14 protein-coding genes are annotated in these 19,472 nt (G+C 64.1%); 4 read left to right on the top strand and 10 right to left on the bottom strand.

Translation table 11 applies throughout. The annotated features are described in order from the left end of the window. Positions 1-39: 39 nt before the first annotated feature. Positions 40-825: a glycine zipper 2TM domain-containing protein gene (locus tag ACHFB9_RS06500; RefSeq protein ID WP_417070396.1), complete on the top strand. Its 786-nt coding sequence runs from the start codon at positions 40-42 to the stop codon at positions 823-825. A gap of 790 nt (positions 826-1,615) precedes the next feature. Here ACHFB9_RS06500 and ACHFB9_RS06495 read toward each other — a convergent pair. The 7 genes from ACHFB9_RS06495 to ACHFB9_RS06465 all read right to left on the bottom strand — a co-directional run bounded on the left by ACHFB9_RS06495 (position 1,616) and on the right by ACHFB9_RS06465 (position 8,576). Continuing rightward, positions 1,616-2,272: a hypothetical protein gene (locus tag ACHFB9_RS06495; protein WP_417070394.1), complete on the bottom strand. Its 657-nt coding sequence runs from the start codon at positions 2,270-2,272 to the stop codon at positions 1,616-1,618. Beyond that, entirely contained in the window at positions 2,269-2,430 is a 162-nt protein-coding gene (locus ACHFB9_RS06490) for a hypothetical protein (RefSeq protein WP_417070392.1), read from the bottom strand. Before ACHFB9_RS06490 ends, ACHFB9_RS06495 begins: the two co-directional genes overlap by 4 nt. Then, a complete protein-coding gene (locus tag ACHFB9_RS06485) occupies positions 2,431-2,802 on the bottom strand; it encodes a hypothetical protein (protein WP_417070390.1) in 372 nt (123 codons plus the stop codon). It lies immediately after the preceding gene. A gap of 202 nt (positions 2,803-3,004) precedes the next feature. Next, entirely contained in the window at positions 3,005-3,193 is a 189-nt protein-coding gene (locus ACHFB9_RS06480) for a hypothetical protein (RefSeq protein ID WP_417070388.1), read from the bottom strand. Between the two features lie 522 nt (positions 3,194-3,715). Further along, complete coding sequence (locus ACHFB9_RS06475; RefSeq protein WP_417070386.1) at positions 3,716-6,139, bottom strand: EAL and GGDEF domain-containing protein; 2,424 nt, start codon at positions 6,137-6,139, stop codon at positions 3,716-3,718. Between the two features lie 295 nt (positions 6,140-6,434). Beyond that, positions 6,435-7,493: a diguanylate cyclase gene (locus ACHFB9_RS06470; RefSeq protein ID WP_417070384.1), complete on the bottom strand. Its 1,059-nt coding sequence runs from the start codon at positions 7,491-7,493 to the stop codon at positions 6,435-6,437. A gap of 87 nt (positions 7,494-7,580) precedes the next feature. Then, positions 7,581-8,576: an oxidoreductase gene (locus tag ACHFB9_RS06465; protein ID WP_417070382.1), complete on the bottom strand. Its 996-nt coding sequence runs from the start codon at positions 8,574-8,576 to the stop codon at positions 7,581-7,583. A 143-nt stretch (positions 8,577-8,719) separates the two neighbouring features. Here ACHFB9_RS06465 and ACHFB9_RS06460 point away from each other — a divergent pair, with 143 nt between their 5' ends. Then, positions 8,720-9,586 carry an HDOD domain-containing protein gene (locus tag ACHFB9_RS06460; RefSeq protein WP_417070380.1) on the top strand — a complete coding sequence of 289 codons (867 nt, stop codon included), beginning with the start codon at positions 8,720-8,722 and terminating at the stop codon, positions 9,584-9,586. 46 nt (positions 9,587-9,632) lie between these two features. Here the strand turns inward: ACHFB9_RS06460 and ACHFB9_RS06455 are convergent, their stop codons facing one another. Continuing rightward, on the bottom strand, positions 9,633-11,255 hold the full coding sequence (locus tag ACHFB9_RS06455) for a methyl-accepting chemotaxis protein (RefSeq protein ID WP_417070379.1): 1,623 nt from the start codon (positions 11,253-11,255) through the stop codon (positions 9,633-9,635). Positions 11,256-11,514: 259 nt separating this feature from the next. Between ACHFB9_RS06455 and ACHFB9_RS06450 the strand changes: the two genes are divergently transcribed. Next, positions 11,515-14,379, top strand: coding sequence for an adenosylcobalamin-dependent ribonucleoside-diphosphate reductase (locus ACHFB9_RS06450; protein ID WP_417070377.1), 2,865 nt, complete (start codon positions 11,515-11,517; stop codon positions 14,377-14,379). Positions 14,380-14,735: 356 nt separating this feature from the next. Next, positions 14,736-16,154: a coniferyl aldehyde dehydrogenase gene (locus ACHFB9_RS06445; RefSeq protein WP_417070375.1), complete on the top strand. Its 1,419-nt coding sequence runs from the start codon at positions 14,736-14,738 to the stop codon at positions 16,152-16,154. An 85-nt stretch (positions 16,155-16,239) separates the two neighbouring features. Here the strand turns inward: ACHFB9_RS06445 and tal are convergent, their stop codons facing one another. Further along, positions 16,240-17,304, bottom strand: coding sequence for a transaldolase (gene tal / locus ACHFB9_RS06440; RefSeq protein WP_417070373.1), 1,065 nt, complete (start codon positions 17,302-17,304; stop codon positions 16,240-16,242). Further along, positions 17,301-19,298: a transketolase gene (tkt, locus tag ACHFB9_RS06435; protein ID WP_417070371.1), complete on the bottom strand. Its 1,998-nt coding sequence runs from the start codon at positions 19,296-19,298 to the stop codon at positions 17,301-17,303. Before tkt ends, tal begins: the two co-directional genes overlap by 4 nt. Positions 19,299-19,472: the final 174 nt, after the last annotated feature.

Raw genomic sequence — 19,472 nt, 5'->3', positions numbered from 1 at the left:
CTGCGTTAAGGTGAAGACATTCACGATAAGGAGACTGACATGGACACCCCACGCCGCTCACTCCACCCGATGATCTGGGTTGCCAGCAGCGCGGTCACGTTGTTGAGCCTGACCGGCATCGCCGCGCTGACCGGTTGGCTGCCCATCCACCGCTCGGAACCAGCCCCCGTCGAGATCAGCGCCGCCGCATCGGCGCCGCTGGCCGCCGCGAGCGTCCCTGAAGCGGTCGCCAGCGCGCCCCTCGCCCAGACCAGCGCTCCGCTCGCCCAGGTTCAATCGGCGCCGGTCGCCGTCGAGGAAAAGCCCGCCCCAGCCAAGCCCGAAGCGAAACCGGCCAGCCGCGAAAAGCGCGCAAAGACGGTCGCCGAGAAGCCGCACAAGACCGCTTCAGAGAAGACCCCGACCCACGCGAGCAGCACAAAGCCGGGTTCCGCGCCCATGCACCCGGAGAGCCCCACAGCGGTAGCGGCCCCTGAAGCGAAGATCTGCGAGCAGTGCGGCGTGATTGAACAGATCCGCACCGTCCAGGCCAAGGGCCAGGGATCGGGCCTGGGCGCCGTTGGCGGCGCCGTGATCGGCGGCGTGCTCGGCAACCAGGTCGGCCGCGGTTCGGGCCGTACCGCGGCGCGGATCGGCGGCGCGATCCTCGGAGGTCTTGCCGGCAACGAAGTCGAGAAGAACGCGCGCACGACCGAGCACTATGTGATCACGGTCAGGATGGACGATGGCAGCCGCCGCACGATCGAGCAGAAGAGCGCTCCGCAGTGGAGCGAAGGCCAGAAAGTCAGGCTGGACGGCGATACGATCCACGCCCGCGACGAATGACGCGCTGACGCAGCACCCGCGCAACGCCCTGCCCTGCCGGTCAGGGCGTTTTCCGTTTACGGGGCAGGGCTTGCCTCATTTTTAGGCAGGCAGTCTTTTCCTTTACGGATCAGCGGCTTGCTCCGCTTACCCTTGAGCTATCCACAGCCTGATCCCCAAAATCCGGGGAAAACGCGGATTTCTCCACACCCGGGACGGCGCGGGTCGCCCAGCGCCCCGCCGGAGCGCCCGAGCTGAGCCCGATTTAACCTGAATCGCCGCTCAGGCCGGCGTTTGCCTCATTTTTCAGCAGAGGCGCTTTTCCTTTGTGGATCAGCGGCTTGCGCTGCTTACCCTTGGGCTATCCACAGCCTGATCCCCAAAATCCGGGGAAAACGCGGATTTCTCCACACCCCGGACGGCGCGGGTCGCTCGCTCTTTACCTGAGTGGCCGAAGTGAGTCCAGCCGGGCCCGATTAACCGTTCAGACCGTCGCTTGCCTCATTTTGCAGCAGTGCCATTTTCCCTTTGTGGAACAGCGGCTTGCCTCACTGATACACGCGCCATCCACAGCCTGATCCACGGTCTGTGGGGAAAAGTCAGGATTCGCTCATTGATGAGCCAAGTGCCCGAGATCGGGACAGCATCACTGGTCATCGGCGCCCTCTGATCCGGGACGCGCTACACATCCGCACAGAAAGAAGGAGTAGTACAGCCAGTGCATTTGCTCACGCTCCCCAAAACTCGCAATCCGCTTCTCGGCCCAAACCGACATGGCGCTCAGGTTTCACCCGAAAAGCAGCACGGCTTCTCACGAGGTCGGTTCAACAGCCTTGCCTTTCGGCAACGCAACCATCCCTTCTTCCGCGATCTTTTCGAGGATCAACTTCAGCACGCCATCGACAAAATGCGCATCCACTCGTGTCACTTTCAGAACACCCAGACCGGGATCGTCCCCCAGGGAGAGTTTGAACACTCCGGACCACAGATGGTTGATTTTTCCATCCTTCGGAGCATCGTCGAGCAGCGCATAGAGGGATAGGTTCACCCCACTGGTTTGGCGGCTCCTCCAGAGACGCGCATCCTCGACGGAGAGTTCTAGACGGGGCACACGCTGCGGAGCAAGTTTGCCGACCGGAGGGGCACCATCCGGCTTATGGGACGGAATGATGACCACCTGCACATCGACTCCGTTCGCTTCAAAGAACCTAGGCGCCCGCTCAACAAGCAGCGAAGACAGTCTGTAATAGCCCAGAGACTCCAGCGCCTCTGGTCGCTTCTGACTTGCGACCAAACCGGGCGCACGCAGCTCGTTTTCACGGTAAATGATCTCGATTCGCTTGAGCGGCTCGGCAGGGGATGCACTCTTCTGGGAGACGAGTACTTCGGATGTCGCGCAGGCCCCAAGAATCACCGGCAGTACCAGTGCGATCAAAAATCTGCGAGATCCAATTCCTGCCACTTTCATTTGTCTTCTTCCCAAGGCCAGAATCCAAGTCCTTTCCCGTCGACATTCACCGGCGATCCCTCCAGTTTGATCAGCTTCGCGGCCTTCCACTCTTCAAGAAGATAGTCAGCAAACAGTCCGGAATTGCCCAACGGATATTTGACAGTGTCGACGCGCATTCAGGGGTGTCCTTGCCAGACCATTCTGCCGGTCGCAGGCTCCCACAGTGCGGCTTCGAACTGAACATCGACGGTCTGAGTCCTGATCAGCTGCTGAGGCACAAGCACGAGGACATGCGACACCCCGGCCTGGCTTTCTGGATAGGCATTCCAGATCTTTTGCATCTCCTGGATGCTGCCGGGGGAACGGCTAGCAGACAGCCGTTTCGGGACTTCTACGCCATTCTTCGCCAACACATCGGGCATTCGCGTATTCATCGCATCCCAGTAGAGCCCGCGCCAGTACGCGGCGATATCCCTCTGTAACATAGGCAGACTGCCCAGCGCATTGATGACCCATATCTTCGTGATCGGGTGAGGGTCGCTGACCATCAGCTCGCCCCTGCCGGCCAGGGCCTGAACGCAGACCGGCCGCAAGCCAACCGTCAAAGTCGCAAAATGTAACAGGTGCGAGTATTCGAGGAATTAACTGCCCAGTCAAGGAGTCCCCAAACCCAGTCGCCCCCTGTACCCACGGTCTGAATCAACACGGGGGGCGCCTCTTTTTTAGGCGGACTCGTTTTTCCTTTTCAGATCAGTAACTTGTCCCGCTTACCCTTGGGCTATCCACAACCTGATCCCCAAAATTCGGGGAAAACGCGAATTTCTCCACACCCAGGACGGCCTGGGCAACTCCGCTCCCCGCCGGAGCGCCCGAGTTGAGCCCGATTTGACCTGAATCGCCGCTCAGACCGGCTTTTGCCTCTTTTTGCAGCAGTGCCATTTTCCCTTTGTGGAACAGCGACTTGCCTCACTGATACACGCGCCATCCACAGCCTGATCCCCGGATTGTGGGGAGAACCGTTTCCCCGCGCCGAGCCAAAGCGCGATCTCACAGGGAATGGGCAAGCTCCTCTCTATTCCTTCTCGCGAGCCAAGCAGAGGAAGGTGCGGCCAAGCCAGGCACCAAGGGGGCACAGGATCTGATCGATGCCTGCCTCATTTTTAATCAGCACGTCTTTCCCTTTACGGATCAGCGACTTGCACCGCTTACCCTTGGGCTATCCACAGCCTGATCCCCAAAATCCGGGGAAAACGCGGATTTCTCCACAAACGGACGGGCACTGGCCAGGTTTTCCCGCGCGGGACGTGCCGGGATGGGTGTATTCGGGCCGAATCGACGGCCCGGGCCGGGATTTGCCTCATTTTTAGGCAGAGGCGCTTTTCCCTTTCGGGACAATCACTTGCCTCATCGCCCCACCAGTCATCCACAGCCTGATCCCCGGTTGGTGGGGAAAACCGGCCGTCACGCGGAACCGATGCCGATCAGTTCCCGGAAAGCATCGCATTCGAGCGGGCGGAAGAAGAGGAAGCCCTGCCCGAGTTCGCATTCGAGCAGCAGCAGCTCCTCGCGCTGGAACTGCGTCTCTATCCCCTCGGCGACGACCCTGAGGCCCAAGGCTTTGGCGATCTGCACGATCATCGCGGCGATCGGACGACCTCCGCGCTCCGGTTCGAGATCCCGAACGAACTGGCGGTCCACCTTCAGCGTGTCGATCGGCAGTCGGCGCAGGTAGGCGAGCGACGAGTAGCCGGTGCCGAAGTCATCGATCGCGATCGAGACGCCGAGCTCGCGCAACTGCTGCAGCCGCCGGACGATGTCCGCATGCTCGCTGAGCAGCGCCGACTCGGTCAGCTCGAGTTCGAGCAGCTCGCCCGGGAGGCCGGACTCGCGCAGCGCGCCTTCGACGCTTCCGACAAAGTCATCGCGGCGGAGCTGATGGGCGGAGACATTGACGGCGATCTTCAGGCGGCGCCCCGCGACATTCCACCTCTGCCCCTCCGCGCACGCGGCACGGAGCACCCACTCCCCGAGCGCGATGATCAGACCGGTCTCTTCGGCCAGAGGGATGAAGCGATCCGGCGTCTCCACGGTCTGCGCGTCTCTTCGCCAGCGCAGCAGAGCCTCGGCGCCCGACACTTCGCGGGTTCGCAGCGTCACCTGCGGCTGGAAGAAGAGTTCGAAACCGCCGCAGGCGATCGCGTTGCGCAGCGCTTCGATCATCGCGATCCGGTCTCTCGCCTGTCCGGTCAGCACATCGGAGAAGAACTGGAACTGATTCCGCCCCGCCCGCTTGGCGCGATACATCGCCGCATCGGCATGCTGGAGCAGCTCGTCCGGAGCGCTTCCCTGCTCTGGGAAAGTCACGATGCCGATGCTGCAGGACACGCGCAGCGGAGTGCTCGCGCCGATCTCGATCGCGCAGTCGAGCGCCGCGATCAGATCCTCGGCCACGAGGGCGGCTTCCTCGGCATGCGTCAGAGCGGGGAGGAGGACTGCAAACTCGTCGCCCCCCAGCCGGCACAGCAGGTCAGACTCCCTGAGCCGCGTGCGGATCAGGGTGCTGACGCTCTTGAGGAGCTCGTCACCCGCCCGGTGCCCGAAGCTGTCATTGATGTCCTTGAAGTGGTCGAGATCGAGCATCAGCAGCGCGAGCGGGCGCCCTTCCCGCCGCGCAAACCCGATGGCCCGCTCGACCGTCGCAAACAGCAGCGACCGGTTGGGCAGCCCGGTCAAGGGATCGTGGTGCGCCATGTGCTCCAGCCTGGCTTCGGTCGCCTTGATCTGCGAGATGTCCGTCATCACCGCAACAACGCGGATCACCTCGCCGCGCTCGCCCGTCACGGCGCTGACCGTCGTCAGCTGAGGATAAATTTCACCGCTCTTGCGGCGGCTCCACATTTCTCCACGCCAAAGCCCATGAGCGACGACTTCCTTCAGGATGTTCCGGAAGAAGTCGGGCTCATGACGGCCGGAGGCGAGCAGCGAAACGGACTGTCCGACCATCTCATCGGCGCCATAACCGGTGATGTCCGAGAAAGCCCGATTGACCGACAAGATGGCCCCTTGCGTATCGGTGATCAGGACTCCCTCGTGGGTGCTCTGAAAGACCGCAGCGGCCTCCAGCAGCGCGAGTTCCGCGAGCTTCTTTTCATGGATGTCGGTATGGGTTCCGGACATCATCACCGGCGCGCCGGCCGCGTCCCATTCGACGACCCGTCCGCGGGTGAGAACCCAGTGCCATTCGCCGGATTTCGTGAGCATGCGCAGCTCGGCTTCATGGGCCGGTGTCTCGCTCTTCAGGTGCGCATCGATCGAGCGCTGTGCCTGCTGCAAGTCAGCGGGCCAGACGTAGGCCCACCAGTTGGAAGGATCCAGACGCATCTCGCCCGGCTCATAGCCGAGCATCGTCTCGAAGCGGGGCGAAACGCTGAAACGATTGCTGGCGAGATTCCAGTCCCAGTAGCCCTGCATCGACCCTTCGAGCACGCGTTCGAGCTGCCGCGTCTTCTCGATCAGCGAGCGTTCGGCATCCTTGCGCTCGTTGATGACGTCGAAGATCGCGATGAAGTATCCGGGAGCCGGGGAGAAGGCCGAGACGTTGAACCACATCCCGAGCGCCTCGACGAAGCAGTCGAAACGCTCGGCCTCCGTCCCCGAAGCGATCCGCCCGTAGCGCTCGATCAGCGCAGGGTCGGAGCTCTGAAAACCGGGGATCAGCTCGGAGACCCGCCGCCCCACCGCATTCGCAAGCCCGGTCAGGCGGACAAACGCGTCATTGACCAACAGATAGCTGAAGTCCGTCGCACGCCCCGCCGCGTCGCGGTGGATCTGGCACAGGGCCAGCCCATTGAGCAGCCGATCGAACACCTGCTTCAAACTGCTCATCTGCCGCAGCAACGCAACGGAAGAGAATCCAGCCGGCTCACTCATCTGCGATTACCCGCAAAGCTTTTCCTCCCACGCGTTCGGGCGCTCCCGGGCGCGCATGGCCTAAAGCGCAAACCCTGCCAAGCATAACGGGCATCTCCAGCAGTTCTCAAGCCCGCTTCGCCCTATCCCGGGCAGATCTGCGCAAATGTTCCGGCCTGCGCGCAGACCGGACGCCCCCGAAAGACAACGCGCCGCGGCGGGAACTCGCAGGTTCCAGCGGCGGCGCGAGGGATGACGCGGACGAAAAGGCTCAGGAAATGGGGTGGTGAAGCGGAGTCCCGATCTCGGTGCGCTCGATATTAACGACGTTGGCCCTCTCGGCCATCAAACTCAGGGGCATGCCAAGCTGGTACTCGGCATCGATGAATTCGAGCAAAGGCATCATCGTTGCGACCACCTCGCGCATTCTGCGCCGCACCTCGTCGGCCTGACCGGTGCGCAGCTGGGTCAGTGCGTGATCGACGCTGACCGCGAGGCGGCTGAAGCGGCCGACGTTCTCGGGCGTGACTTCGCCCGAATCGGTCACGACGATGTTGCCGCCCTGCGCCTTGCCGTCCTGAACCCGGGCGACCGCAATCGCGATCAGCTCTTCGAGCGACATGTGCGCATCGCCGCCGGCGCTGGCGATGCCGACGGTCAGGCTGATCCGGATTCGCTCTTCCTTGTAGGTCATCACGATCGTTTCGATCGCGCGGCGCAGGCGCAGCGCGAAAGCGCCGCAGGCATCGAGATCGGCCGACGGCGAGATGATCGCGAACTGACCTTCGGCCAGATGCGCAACCGTGTCTTCCTTGCGCACCTTGGCCGACAGCAGCTTGGACATCTTGCGGTGCACGAGCTGCGCGACATGGCGACCGTAACGGTTCGACAGCTCTTCGAAATGGTCGATCTCGATCGCCATCACGCTGACATCGCCGTGGTAGTTGCGCACCAGCTGTTCGCGGCTGTGTTCGAGTTCGCGACGCGTCTGGGCCAGCTTGACCAGCGCATCGAGACGGGCGAGCAGCTCGACGGTCGGCGTGCCCTTGGTGATGAAGTCGGTTGCTCCGGCGCTCTTGGCGCGCTCGCGCGCTTCGTTCTCGTCTTCGCCCGAAATGATGATGACCGGCAAATCCAGGACCCGGGCGATCTTCGAGCTGCGTATCCGCTCGAGCAGGCCATAACCGTCCAGCCGGGGCATGCCGATGTCGGAGATGACGACCTCGATGGTCGGGTCGAGGAGCAGGGTCTGCCAGCCCGCTTCGCCATCCGCTTCCTCGCGGATGTCGAAGGAGGCGCGAATCTGCTTGATGATCGAGGCGCGCACCATCCTCGAATCATCGATGATGAGTACCCGCGGAAGCGGCTGTGCTTGTGTTTCGGATACAGGATTCATTTACGGAAAACGCTTCCAGATTCAATCGGAAATGCGCACGACCACCCGTCCGTGCGCCTGACCAGCGATATAACGGTCAAACTCCTCCGGCAATTGAGCGAATTCGATCTCGCGCGTCAGCTCATTGAGATGGGCCGGCTTCAGGTCCGAGGCGAGACGCGCCCAAACCTTCTCGCGGACCGCAGCGCCAACATAGCCTGAGTCTATCCCGAGCAAGCTGACGCCGCGCAAAATAAACGGCATGACGGTGGTCTTGAGCTCCACTCCCGCGGCCAGGCCTATGCTGGCGATGCAGCCCTGGGGTTTCATCGTGCTCGCGAGCCAGGCCAGAGTGTCGCCGCCCAGACAATCCACGGCTCCGGCCCACAAGCCCTTGTCCAGAGGCTTGACGTGCTCGAGGTCGATCTCGCTGCGCAGCATCACGCGCGCGGCGCCCAGCGAGCGGAGCCAGTCCGCCTGGTCGGCTTTGCCGGTCAGCGCGACGACTTCATAGCCACGGCGCGCGAGCATGTCGACCGCGAGCGAGCCGACGCCGCCGGTCGCGCCGGTCACGAGGACCGGACCGTTCTCGGGCTTGAGCCCGTTCTCCTCCATCCTCTGCACGCCCAGTGCTGCGGTAAAGCCCGCGGTTCCGATCGCCATGGACTGGCGCAGGCTCATGCCCTCGGGCAGGGGCAGAACCCAGCCTCCCGGAACCAGCGCATATTCCGCATAGCCGCCGTGGCGCGCGACGCCGATGTCATAGCTCGTCGCGACGACCGCGTCGCCCGGACGAAAGCGCGGCGCGGCGCTGCGCTCGACGATGCCAGCCAGATCCACGCCGGCCACACAGGGAAAGCGGCGGATGATCCGCCCCTTGCCGGTCGCGGCCAGCGCATCCTTGTAGTTGATGCTCGAATAGCAGACGCGGATCAGCACGTCTCCGGCATCGAGAGCCTCCTCGTTGAGCTCGACAAAACCCGCCTTGTGGCTGCGGTCCGCCCCCTGCTCAACCATATACGCCCGGAATGTTTTCATCTGTGTTTCTCGGCCCCTGGCCAGTCGAATCGCGCTGCGTCGATTATATGCCGGGTGGGCGTTGTCGCCCGGCCTGCGCAGCAAATTCAAGCCCGCCCCCCGTGCTGCCGTTATAGGGAAAGGAACCGAGGATCATCTCAGGCATGCTGACCAAACCATTCACCGAGCTCTCCAGCTACATCGCCTTCTTCCGCAACGTCGAGTTTCCGGTGCTGCGCAAGACGGCCAGACAGCTTGCACAGCTGCGCGAGAACGAGGACGAGCTGTCTCCCCGCCAGGTCGGGGCAGTGATCCACGACGATCCGCTGATGGCTCTGAAGCTGCTGATCTATCAGCTGCGCAGGCGCGGCCGCAACCAGAATCACGACATCACGACGGTCGAACGCGCCGTGATGATGATCGGCATGACCCAGTTCTTCGAATACTTCGGCGATCTGCCGACGATCGAGGACACGCTCGCCGAGCACCCCAAGGCGCTGATCGGCTGCCTGAAAGTCATCGCCCGCGCCAAACGGGCCATGTATTACGCCCGCGACTGGGCGATCCTGCGCCACGACATCGACGTCGAGGAGATCACGGTCGCGACCTTGCTCAACGAAGTCGCTGAGATCCTCTGCTGGTGCTGCGCGCCGGATCTGACCGAGAAGGCTTTTGCGCTGCAGCGCGCGACGCCGGGTCTGCGCAGCGCGGCGGCTCAGAGGGCGATGATGGGAGTCTCGATCGCGGAGATCCAGCTGGGTCTGGCTCGCGAATTCGAACTTCCCCAGCTGCTGATCACGCTGATGGACCCGGCCAATGCCGAAAACCCGCGCGTGCGCACGGTCACTCTGGCCTGCGATCTGGCCCGGCACGCGGCCAACGGCTGGAACGATCCGGCCTTGCCCGACGACTTCAAGGCGATCGGCGAACTGCTTCACCTCGATCACGACGCGCTGATGAACCGGCTCAAGGTCCCGGAAGACGCGAGGCCGGCCCAGGCCACGCCGGACGGCGCGCCCGAGCAGGCCTGAAAGGACCTGGCCGGGCTCGCGCCCGGCCAGGCAAGGACTTCCGGCTTCAGGTTTCGAAGCGCGAAACGACAACGTTGAGCCGCTCGGCGATCGTCTCCAGATCATGGGTCGCCTGAGCGGTTTCATCCATGCCCAGGCTGGTCTGCTCGACCGTCCGGGCAACTTCCTCGACCTGACCGGCGAGTACCGTGCTGACCGTGCCCTGCTCGCGCGTCGCATTCGCGACATCGGCAACCCGGCTGGACGCCGCGTTCGCCTCTTCGGCGATGCTGGCGAGAAGCTCGGCCGAGCGTTCGGACGAGGCGACGCCCGCTGCGGCCTTCCCGGAAACCTCGGTCATCACGGACACCGCCGCTTCAGTCTCGGTCTGGATGCTGACGACCTTGCGCTCGATATCGACGGTTGCGTGAGCGGTGCGCTCGGCGAGCTTCCTGACTTCATCGGCAACGACCGCAAAGCCCCTGCCCTGCTCTCCGGCACGGGCCGCCTCGATCGCGGCATTGAGCGCCAAAAGGTTGGTCTGCGACGCGATCTCGTTGATCGCCGACGCGACCGTTCCGACCTCGTCGGCGCGCACGCTCAGGCTTCCGATCCGCTCGACCGCAGCGGCGACGGTCTGGGCCAGCGAGCGCATGTCCGAAGTTGCGACGCCGACCTCTTCCTTGCCCCTGAGCGCCATCTGCGCGGCCGCGTGCGCGCGGCGCTCGGTCTCCTGAGCATTGTCGGAGATGTGCGCGATGCTGACGGTCAGCTCTTCCATCGCCGCGGCCATCGCCTGGGTCGATTCGCTCTGCTCACGCGAAGCGCTCGCGACCCCCTGCGATGTTTCACTTATCTGGTGCGAGGCCGCCCCCAAACGAACCGAATCCGCCGCGAGGTCCGCAATCGTCGTACGCAGCTTCGCGATCAGGCTCCCCAGCTCGGAGAGCAGGCTACCCGGTGCGCTCCCCGAGAGTTCGACCCTGAGGTCTCCGGCTGCCACACGCCGCATCGCGGCAACCGCATCGGCAGGCTCACCCCCGACCTGGCGCAGAACCAGGCGGCTGATCGCGAGAATCAGACTGAACACAAGCGCCGAGAGCAGCAGCACGACGATGAGGGTCTTCGCCAGGTCGACGCGGAAAGCCGCCTCGATGTCATCGACGTAGAGCCCCGAGCCTATGGCCCAATCCCAGCCGGGAATCCCCTGAACGAAGGCGATCTTGGCCAGAGGCTCGGTCCCCCCCGCTTTCGGGAAAAAGTATTCGATGAAGCCGTTCCCCGACTGAGCGGTGCGGGTGATCATCTCGATGAAGTGATTGCCCTTCTTGTCGACTTCGCCAATCCTCATCGTGCCTTCCCACTCGGGGCGGGTCGGCAACAACACGTTCTGGCCGCTGAACGTATAGATAAAGATGTACTCCTTGCCGCGGAACCTGACCTTGCGCAGCGATTCCTTGGCCTGGGTCTGCGCGTCGATCCGGCTCAGCTTGCCCGCCTTCTCCATCTCCTCATAGAAGACCACGCTGGTTCGGGCCGTCTCGACCGCGGACTGAACCAGAGCCCGCCTCTGTTCAAAACCGCTGCTGCGCTGCGCAATCGCGCTCCAGACGCCGATCGCGAGCATGCCCAGCAACGCAGCCACGCCGATCAACACCATCCGCCCCCTCAAACTCTCGAAAAACCGCATCACGGACTCCTCTTTCTTATTGGCAAGAATTATTACGGCTTTTCAGGCCAGGTCTGAAACAGAATAGGAAACTTTTCCACTATCTTTCTGTCATTCCCTGCCCGGTGCGCCCTGCGCTGCGCGAGCCGGGGGGGCATCGAAAAGCCCGCCCCCGCGGCATCGCACTAGATCCAGTAAGTCAAGACTTACAAAACACTATCGGTTGTGCTTGAATGTCGCTCTTGCGTCCTCCAGCCAACCCTTATTCCGGAGTCCCGACATGAGTCCCAGCCCCCATTCCTCCAACCTGGACAGCCTGGCCCCGCAAGAGATCTCGGGCGAAGTCCTGCTCGAAAAATATGCGAAGGGGGACGAGCAGACCGTCGAGCAGGTGCGCCGCCGAGTAGCCGGTGCTCTGGCCGCCGTCGAGAAGGAAGAGGAACGCGGGGCCTGGGAGGAGCGCTTCTATCAGGCGCTCGCCGCCGGCTTCGTACCGGCGGGCCGGATCAACTCGGCGGCCGGCACCAGTCTGACCGCAACGCTGATCAACTGCTTCGTCCAGCCGGTCGGCGACTCGGTCACCGAAGTCGTCGATGGCCGCCCCGGCATCTACACGGCGCTGGCCGAAGCTGCCGAGACGATGCGCCGCGGCGGCGGAGTCGGCTATGACTTCTCGTCGATCCGCCCGTCCGGCGCTCTGGTGCGCGGCACGCAGAGCCGCGCCAGTGGCCCGGTCAGCTACATGCGCGTGTTCGACCGCTCCTGCGAGACCGTCGAATCGGCCGGCGCGCGCCGCGGCGCGCAGATGGGCGTGCTGCGCTGCGACCACCCGGACATCGAAGCCTTCATCCATGCCAAGGACGAAGGCGATCTGTCGAACTTCAACCTGTCGATCGGCGTCACCGACGCCTTCATGCGGGCCGTCGAAGACGACGCCGAAGTCGAGCTGGCCCACAAGTCCGAACCCGGGCACGAGATCATGGAGGCCGGGGCTTATCGGCGCAAGGACGGCCAGTGGGTCTATCGCAAGCTGCGCGCCCGCGAGCTGTGGGACCAGATCATGCGTTCGACCTACGACCACGCCGAGCCGGGCATCCTCTTCCTCGACCGGATGAACCGGGACAACAACCTCTCCTACTGCGAGACGATTGAGGCCACGAACCCCTGCGCGGAGCAGCCGCTCCCGCCCTATGGCTGCTGCTGCCTCGGCTCGATCAATCTGACCCGTTTCGTCCGCGAACCTTTCGGCCAGAAGGCCCGTTTCGACTTCGCCGCCTTCGGCGAAGTCGTCGATGTGTCGATCCGGATGCTCGACAACGTGCTCGACGTGACGACCTGGCCGCTCGAAAACCAGCACAACGAGGCGAGAAGCAAGCGCCGCGTCGGCCTGGGCTTCACCGGTCTGGGCGATGCGCTGATCATGCTGGGCCAGCGCTACGACACGGCGGAGGCGCGCGCGGTGGCCGCGAAGATCTCCGAAGCGATGCGCGACCGCGCCTACCTCGCCTCCGCGAAGCTGGCCACCGAGCGCGGCGCCTTCCCGCTCTTCGACGCGGACAAATACCTGTCGGGCGAGAGCTTCGCGTCCCGGCTGCCGGCAAAGGTCAAGGACGAGATCCGCAAGAAGGGCCTGCGCAACTCGCACCTGCTGTCGATCGCACCGACCGGAACGATCTCGCTCGCCTTCGCTGACAACGCGTCGAACGGCATCGAGCCGCCCTTCTCGTGGACCTATACGCGCAAGAAGCGGATGGCCGACGGCACTTTCAAGGAACACCAGGTCGAGGACTATGCCTGGCGCGCCTGGCGCCATCTGGGCGGCGACGTCAAGAATCTGCCCGACTACTTCGTCACGGCCCTGGCCATCTCCGCCCAGGCGCACAAGGACATGGTTGCAGCGGTCGCCCCCTTCATCGACACGTCGATCTCGAAGACCGTCAATGTGCCGGGTGATTACCCTTACGAAGACTTCGAGGGCCTCTATATGAGCGCCTGGAAGGCCGGCCTGAAGGGGCTCGCGACCTACCGCCCGAACAGCGTGCTCGGCGCGGTGCTGTCGGTCGAACCGGCCGCGACCGAGAAAAAGCAGCCCCAGGACGTCGAGATCTCCGATGCGAACCGCCGCCTGTCGATCAAGTCCCTGCCCGCTCCTGTCCTCGCGAGCCTGCGCTGGCCGGGCCGCCCCTCGCTGCCCGACGGCAATACGGCCTGGACCTATATGCTCGAAGCGCCCCAAGGCGAATTCGCGATCTTCGTCGGCCACATGGAAAGCAACGGCGATGGCCGGGGCAGCTTCCCGTTCGAAGTCTGGGTCAATGGCGGCGATCAGCCGCGCGGTCTGGGCGCCGTCGCGAAGACTCTGTCGATGGACATGCGCGCAAACGACCGCGCCTGGCTCAAGCTCAAACTCGACACGCTGGCCCGCACCGTCGATGACCGCCCCTTCGAACTGCACTTCCCGCCCAGCGGCGAAAAGCGCCTCGTACCCGGCGTCGTCGCCGGTTTCGCCCAGGTACTGCGCTACCGCTGCGAGAAGCTCGGCGCCTTCGAAGCGTCCGCTGCGCCGACACCGGTGCTCGACGCGGTGTTCAGCCTGCAGGAACCAAAGACCGGAACCGATGGCACGCTGTCCTGGACCGTCGATATCGCGAACCCGGCAACCGGCGAAGAGTTCGTGCTGGGCTTGAAGGAGATCACGCTCCCCGACGGCGTGACCCGCCCCTACTCGATGTGGCTGTCGGGCAACTACCCGCGCGCGCTCGACGGTCTGACCCAGATCCTGTCGCTGGACATGCGGGTCATGGATCCGGCCTGGATAGGCATGAAGCTCAGAAAGCTCCTGAACTATCCGGAGCCTCTGGGCGACTTCATGGCCTTCGTGCCCGGGACGCGCCGCCAGCAGAACTGGCCCTCGACGGTCGCCTACCTCGCCCGTCTGATCATCCACCGCTATTCGATGCTGGGCGTGCTCGACGACAACGGCTATCCGACCCGCGAGATGGGCATCCTCGAAGCGCCGCGCGCCGAGCGCGATCCGCAGCTGATGCAGGGTTCGCGCTGCAATGAGTGCGGCAACCTGTCGGTGATCCGCAAGGACGGCTGCGACTTCTGCACCGCCTGCGGCGCGGTCGGAACCTGCGGCTGAGCCCAGCCCCGAGCCGAGAGGCTCACGATGGCCAGAGGGCGCGACGCGTCGAACGCACAGACTCAGCGACCCCCTTCACGCCCCTCGGCACTCCCGAGGGGCTTTTTGCTTGCGCGGATGCCTTGAAAGGCCTGCCAGCAAGACGCGTAAACCGGCACCGAGAAGACCCGCATCGGAAAGAGGAATCGCCAGGGGTGAATGCGAGCTTTGAAAAATTACTAGACGACCGGTCTATTTTTGTTTAAATTGCTCTTCACATTGAAGCGAAGACGGCACCCGTTCAGCCCCCTCCCGCCGCAGCGCGACACGGGCTCAGGCCATGGGCTCACCGCTGAACCGAGAAAAAGGAAAACCCGATGAATTCAAACGCAGTGATTGCCCGCCTGGGCAAAACCCTCTCCGCGATGAAACGCGCCCACCTCGCTGATGGCCCGGCCAACGCAGCTTTGCGCCGGAATCGCCTTGAGCGCGCGATTCGCTTGCTCAGCGAAAACCGTGCCGCGCTGATTGAGGCGGTCAGCGAAGACTTTGGCCATCGCAGCGGCTACCAGACCCTGCTGGCCGACGTGATGAGCTCCATCGCCGCCTTGCACAATGCTCATAAGCACCTTGAGCAATGGATGCAGCCCGAGGAGCAGGAAGCGCCGGGCGAAGGCATGCAGGCCCGCGTGCAGTACCAGGCGCTTGGCGTCGTAGGCATCATCAGTCCGTGGAATTTCCCGATCAATCTCGCCTTCAGCCCACTCTCAGGCGTGCTCGCCGCCGGCAACCGCGCCCTGATCAAGCCCTCGGAGCTCACGCCGCGCACCGCCGCCCTGCTCGCCGAGCTGGTCAAACGTTACTTTGATCCGCTGGAGCTGAGCGTCGTACAGGGAGACGCGACCGTGGGCGCGGCCTTCAGTGCCCAGCCATTCGATCACCTAGTCTTTACGGGCAGCACGGCGGTGGGCCGCCAGGTGATGCGCGCCGCCGCCGAAAACCTGGTGCCGCTAACTCTGGAGCTGGGTGGAAAATCGCCCGTCATGATAGACACGGACGCGGATCTAAGCGCTGCGGTCGAGCGCACGCTCAGCGTCAAGACTTTCAATGTCGGCCAGATCTGCCTCTCGCCCGATTACGTTCTCTTGCCTGAATCCGCGCGCGAGGCTTTCGTAGACAACGCTCAGCGCTTTGTCCGCGAAATCTTCCCGAGCATGCAGGCGAATCCGGACTACACCTCGATCATCAATGAACGCCACTTCCTGCGCCTGCAAGGCCTGCTCGAAGACGCCCAGGCCAAGGGTGCAACACTGGTGAGCCTGGCGCCAGAGGGTGAGCCGAACGCGTCGATCGAATCGCGCAAGATGGCTCCAGTGCTGGTGCTCGGTGCGCGTGATGACATGAAGGTGATGCAGGAAGAGATCTTCGGCCCCATCCTGCCCATCTTGACCTATCAGGATCGCAACCAAGCGCTGGACTACATCAACGCGCACCCGCGTCCACTGGCAGCCTATTACTTCGGCCCGGATCCCGAGCGTCAACAGCATTTCGCGACGCAGACGACCTCGGGGGCGCTGGTGATCAACGACATCATGACCCACGCTTCGGTCGAAAGTCTGCCCTTCGGCGGAGTCGGCCCCGCGGGCATGGGTGCCTATCACGGCGTCTACGGTTTCCGCCGCTTCAGCCACGCCAAGGCGGTAGTCGTGCAGAGCGCCGGCGGTGAGTACAACCTGCGCCTGCGCGCACCCTATGCCGAAAAGCTGGCGCACATTGAAGCGATGCTGAGCGCCTGAGCCAGGCGCAAGCCTGCCTGCTCCCGCTCGCTTGCGAGGCCGCAAAAAAAGCCGGGTCTCCCCGGCTTTTTATCGTGGATTCGGTTCAGAGCACCGATTCGAGGAGCTTTGCAAAAGCCTGTTCGAACTGGACCAGTCCCTCCTGCTGCAGCACTTCGCCGACCGCATCGAGGTCGATGCCGAGCTTCTTCGCCTGGTCGAGCGCGGCGCGCGCGCCGGTCGGGTTCGCGGAGAGCGTCGGATGCGCTTCGCCGTGATCGCGGAAGGCGGCGAGAGTCGCCTCGGGCACCGTGTTGACGGTATCCGGCCCGATCAGCTGTTCGACGTAGAGCACATCGCGGTAGAGCGGGTTCTTCGTGCCGGTGCTGGCCCACAGCAGCCACTGCGGGCACGCGCCCTTCGCGGCCAGAGGCGCGAAGCGATCTCCTTCCGGCCCCCAGTGCTTCTTCCACTCGTCGTAGGCGAGCTGCGCCGCGGCGACCGCGATCCGGCCCTGCAGCGGCTCGGGAAGCTGAGGATCGAGTTTGCTGTCAAGCCGGGAGATGAAGACGCTGGCGACCGAGCGAATGGCCGCGACCGGCAGGCCTGCCGCAACCCGGTCGAGCAGACCGTCGGCGTGAGCCCGGGCAACCGCGTCGACATGGGCGGGCGAGAACATCAGCGTCACGTTGACGTTGATGCCGGCCGCGGTCGCCTGACGGATCGCGAAGAGGCCTTCGCGGGTCGCCGGGATCTTGATCATCGCGTTGGGCCGGTCGATTGCGGCCCACAGCCGCTTCGCCGCGGCGAGCGTACCGACCGCGTCGTGCGACAGACTGGGCGAGACTTCGAAGCTGACGAAACCCTTGTTGCCACCACTCGTCCGGTACAGCTCGGCAAACGCGTCACAGGCAGCCTGGATGTCGGGAATCGCGAGCGCCTCGAAGCGCTTCTCGGGGTCGGTCAGATCCGCCGGCAGCAGAGCTTTCGCCTGCGCATAGCTCGGGTCCCGGCTGAAGGCCTGCTGGAAGATCGCCGGGTTCGACGTGACGCCGGCGACGCCGTCCTCGGCGATCAGACGGGCGAGTTCGCCGCTCGCGATCAGTTGGTGAGAGATCGAATCGAACCAGATCTGCTGACCCAGTTCGCCGACTGCCTTGATGCGACTCATGCTGACTCCTTTACCAGTTTGCGCACAGCTTGAGCGACGGCCTCGGCGGTGATGCCGAAGACATCGTAGAGTTCGCCGGCCGGGGCCGACTCGCCGAAGTGATCCAGACCGATCACTTCGCCTTCCAGGCCGACATACTTGCGCCAATAGTCGGTGACGCCGGCCTCGACCGCAACCCGGGCGAGTCCTTTGGGCAACACCTGGGCACGATAAGCGGTGTCTTGCTTGTCGAAGAGATGCGGTGAAGGCATCGAGACGACGCGGGCTGCGATGCCTTCGCTGGCCAGAAGGGCCTGGGCCGCGACGGCGAGTCCGACTTCGGAGCCGGTCGCGAGGATCACGGCCTGGGCGCTTCCTTCGGCCTCGTGAAGGACATAGCCGCCGCGGCGGATGTCAGCAATCTGCTGCGGCGAGCGCGGCTGATGGGGAAGGTTCTGACGGGAGAGGATCAGCGCGGTCGGCGTCGCTTCGTGTTCGAGCGCGACCTGCCAGGCAACGAAGCTCTCGACCGCATCGCAGGGCCGCCAGACGTCGAGGTTGGGCACCATCCTCAGCGTCGCGGTCTGCTCGACCGGCTGGTGGGTCGGCCCATCCTCGCCGACGCCGATGCCGTCGTGCGTGAAGACGTAGATCGGGTTGATCTTCATCAGCGCCGCCATCCGGATCGCGTTGCGCGCGTACTCGCTGAACATCAGGAAAGTGCCGCCATAGGGGCGCAGACCTCCATGCAGCACGAGGCCGTTCATGATCGCGGCCATGCCGAATTCGCGCACACCGTAGTTCAGGTAGTTGCCACCGGCATCGCGCACCGGCGAGCAGCCCTTCCACATCGTCAGGTTCGACGGCGCGAGGTCGGCCGAGCCGCCGAGCAGCTCGGGGATGTGCGGGGCCAGCGCGTCGAGCGCGTTCTGGCTCGCCTTGCGCGAAGCGATCGTCTCGCCCTTCGCGACGATCGCGGCGAGCGCCTCATTGCTCAGTTTCGCGTAGTCGGCGGGCAGAGTTCCCGAGACGCGCCGAGCGAACTCGGCGGCGAGTTCGGGGTATTTCGCGCGGTAGGCTTCGAACAGGCGCGTCCATTCGCTCTCGAGCGCCTCGCCGGCCTCGCGGGCATTCCAGGCTGCGCGCACTTCGTCGCTGACCTCGAACGGCCCGGCGGCTATGCCCAGCGCGGCGCGCGTCGCGGCGATCTCGGCGTCGCCCAGGGGAGAACCATGCACGTCGTGGGTTCCGGCCTTGTTCGGCGAGCCCTTGCCGATCACGGTCTTGCAGCAGATCAGGGTCGGCTTGGCGGATTGGGCTTTCGCTGCGCGGATCGCCGCATCGACCGCATCGACGTCGTGACCGTCGACGGAGCGGATCACATTCCAGCCATAGGCTTCGAAGCGGGCCGGCGTGTCATCAGTGAACCAGTTCTCGACGCGGCCGTCGATCGAGATGCCGTTGTCGTCGTAGAACGCGATCAGTTTGGAGAGCTTCCAGGTTCCGGCGAGCGAAGCCACTTCGTGCGAAATGCCTTCCATCATGCAGCCATCGCCCAGGAACACGTAGCTGTGGTGATCGACGACGGGGAAGCCTTCGCGGTTGAATTCGTTGGCCAGCAGGCGCTCGGCGAGTGCAAAGCCGACCGCGTTGGCGAGGCCCTGGCCGAGCGGGCCGGTCGTCGTTTCGACGCCGACCGTGTAGCCGTATTCGGGGTGACCGGGAGTCTTGCTGTGCAGCTGACGGAAGCGCTTGAGCTCGGCGAGCGGCAGATCGTAGCCGGTCAGGTGCAAGAGCGAATAGAGCAGCATCGAGCCGTGACCGTTGGAGAGCACGAAACGGTCGCGGTTGGGCCATTTCGGATCGACCGGGTTGTGACGGAGGTGGCGGTGCCACAGCGCGACGGCGATATCAGCCATGCCCAGAGGCATGCCGGGGTGTCCGGATTTTGCGGCCTGGACACCATCCATCGCGAGCAGGCGAAGAGCGTTGGCAAGGGACTGCGGATTGATCATGGAATCGTCCTTCAGGGTTCGGCGCCCAGAGCGTAACGCAGCGGTTTGCGCCCGCAAGCCCTCCCCTCCATGATCAGCCGTTCCGTCCATAGCTTGCGGAGCGCAGTACAGGTGAGATGGCCACGCAGACAGGCGCACGGCCACGGCGGGGTTCGATTACCCCCGCCGTGGCGG

This window comes from Niveibacterium terrae (assembly GCF_048213115.1).
GTDB lineage: Bacteria > Pseudomonadota > Gammaproteobacteria > Burkholderiales > Rhodocyclaceae > Niveibacterium > Niveibacterium terrae.
The sequence above is the reverse complement of the archived record's forward strand: the minus strand, read 5'-3'. Positions and strand labels throughout refer to the sequence as shown.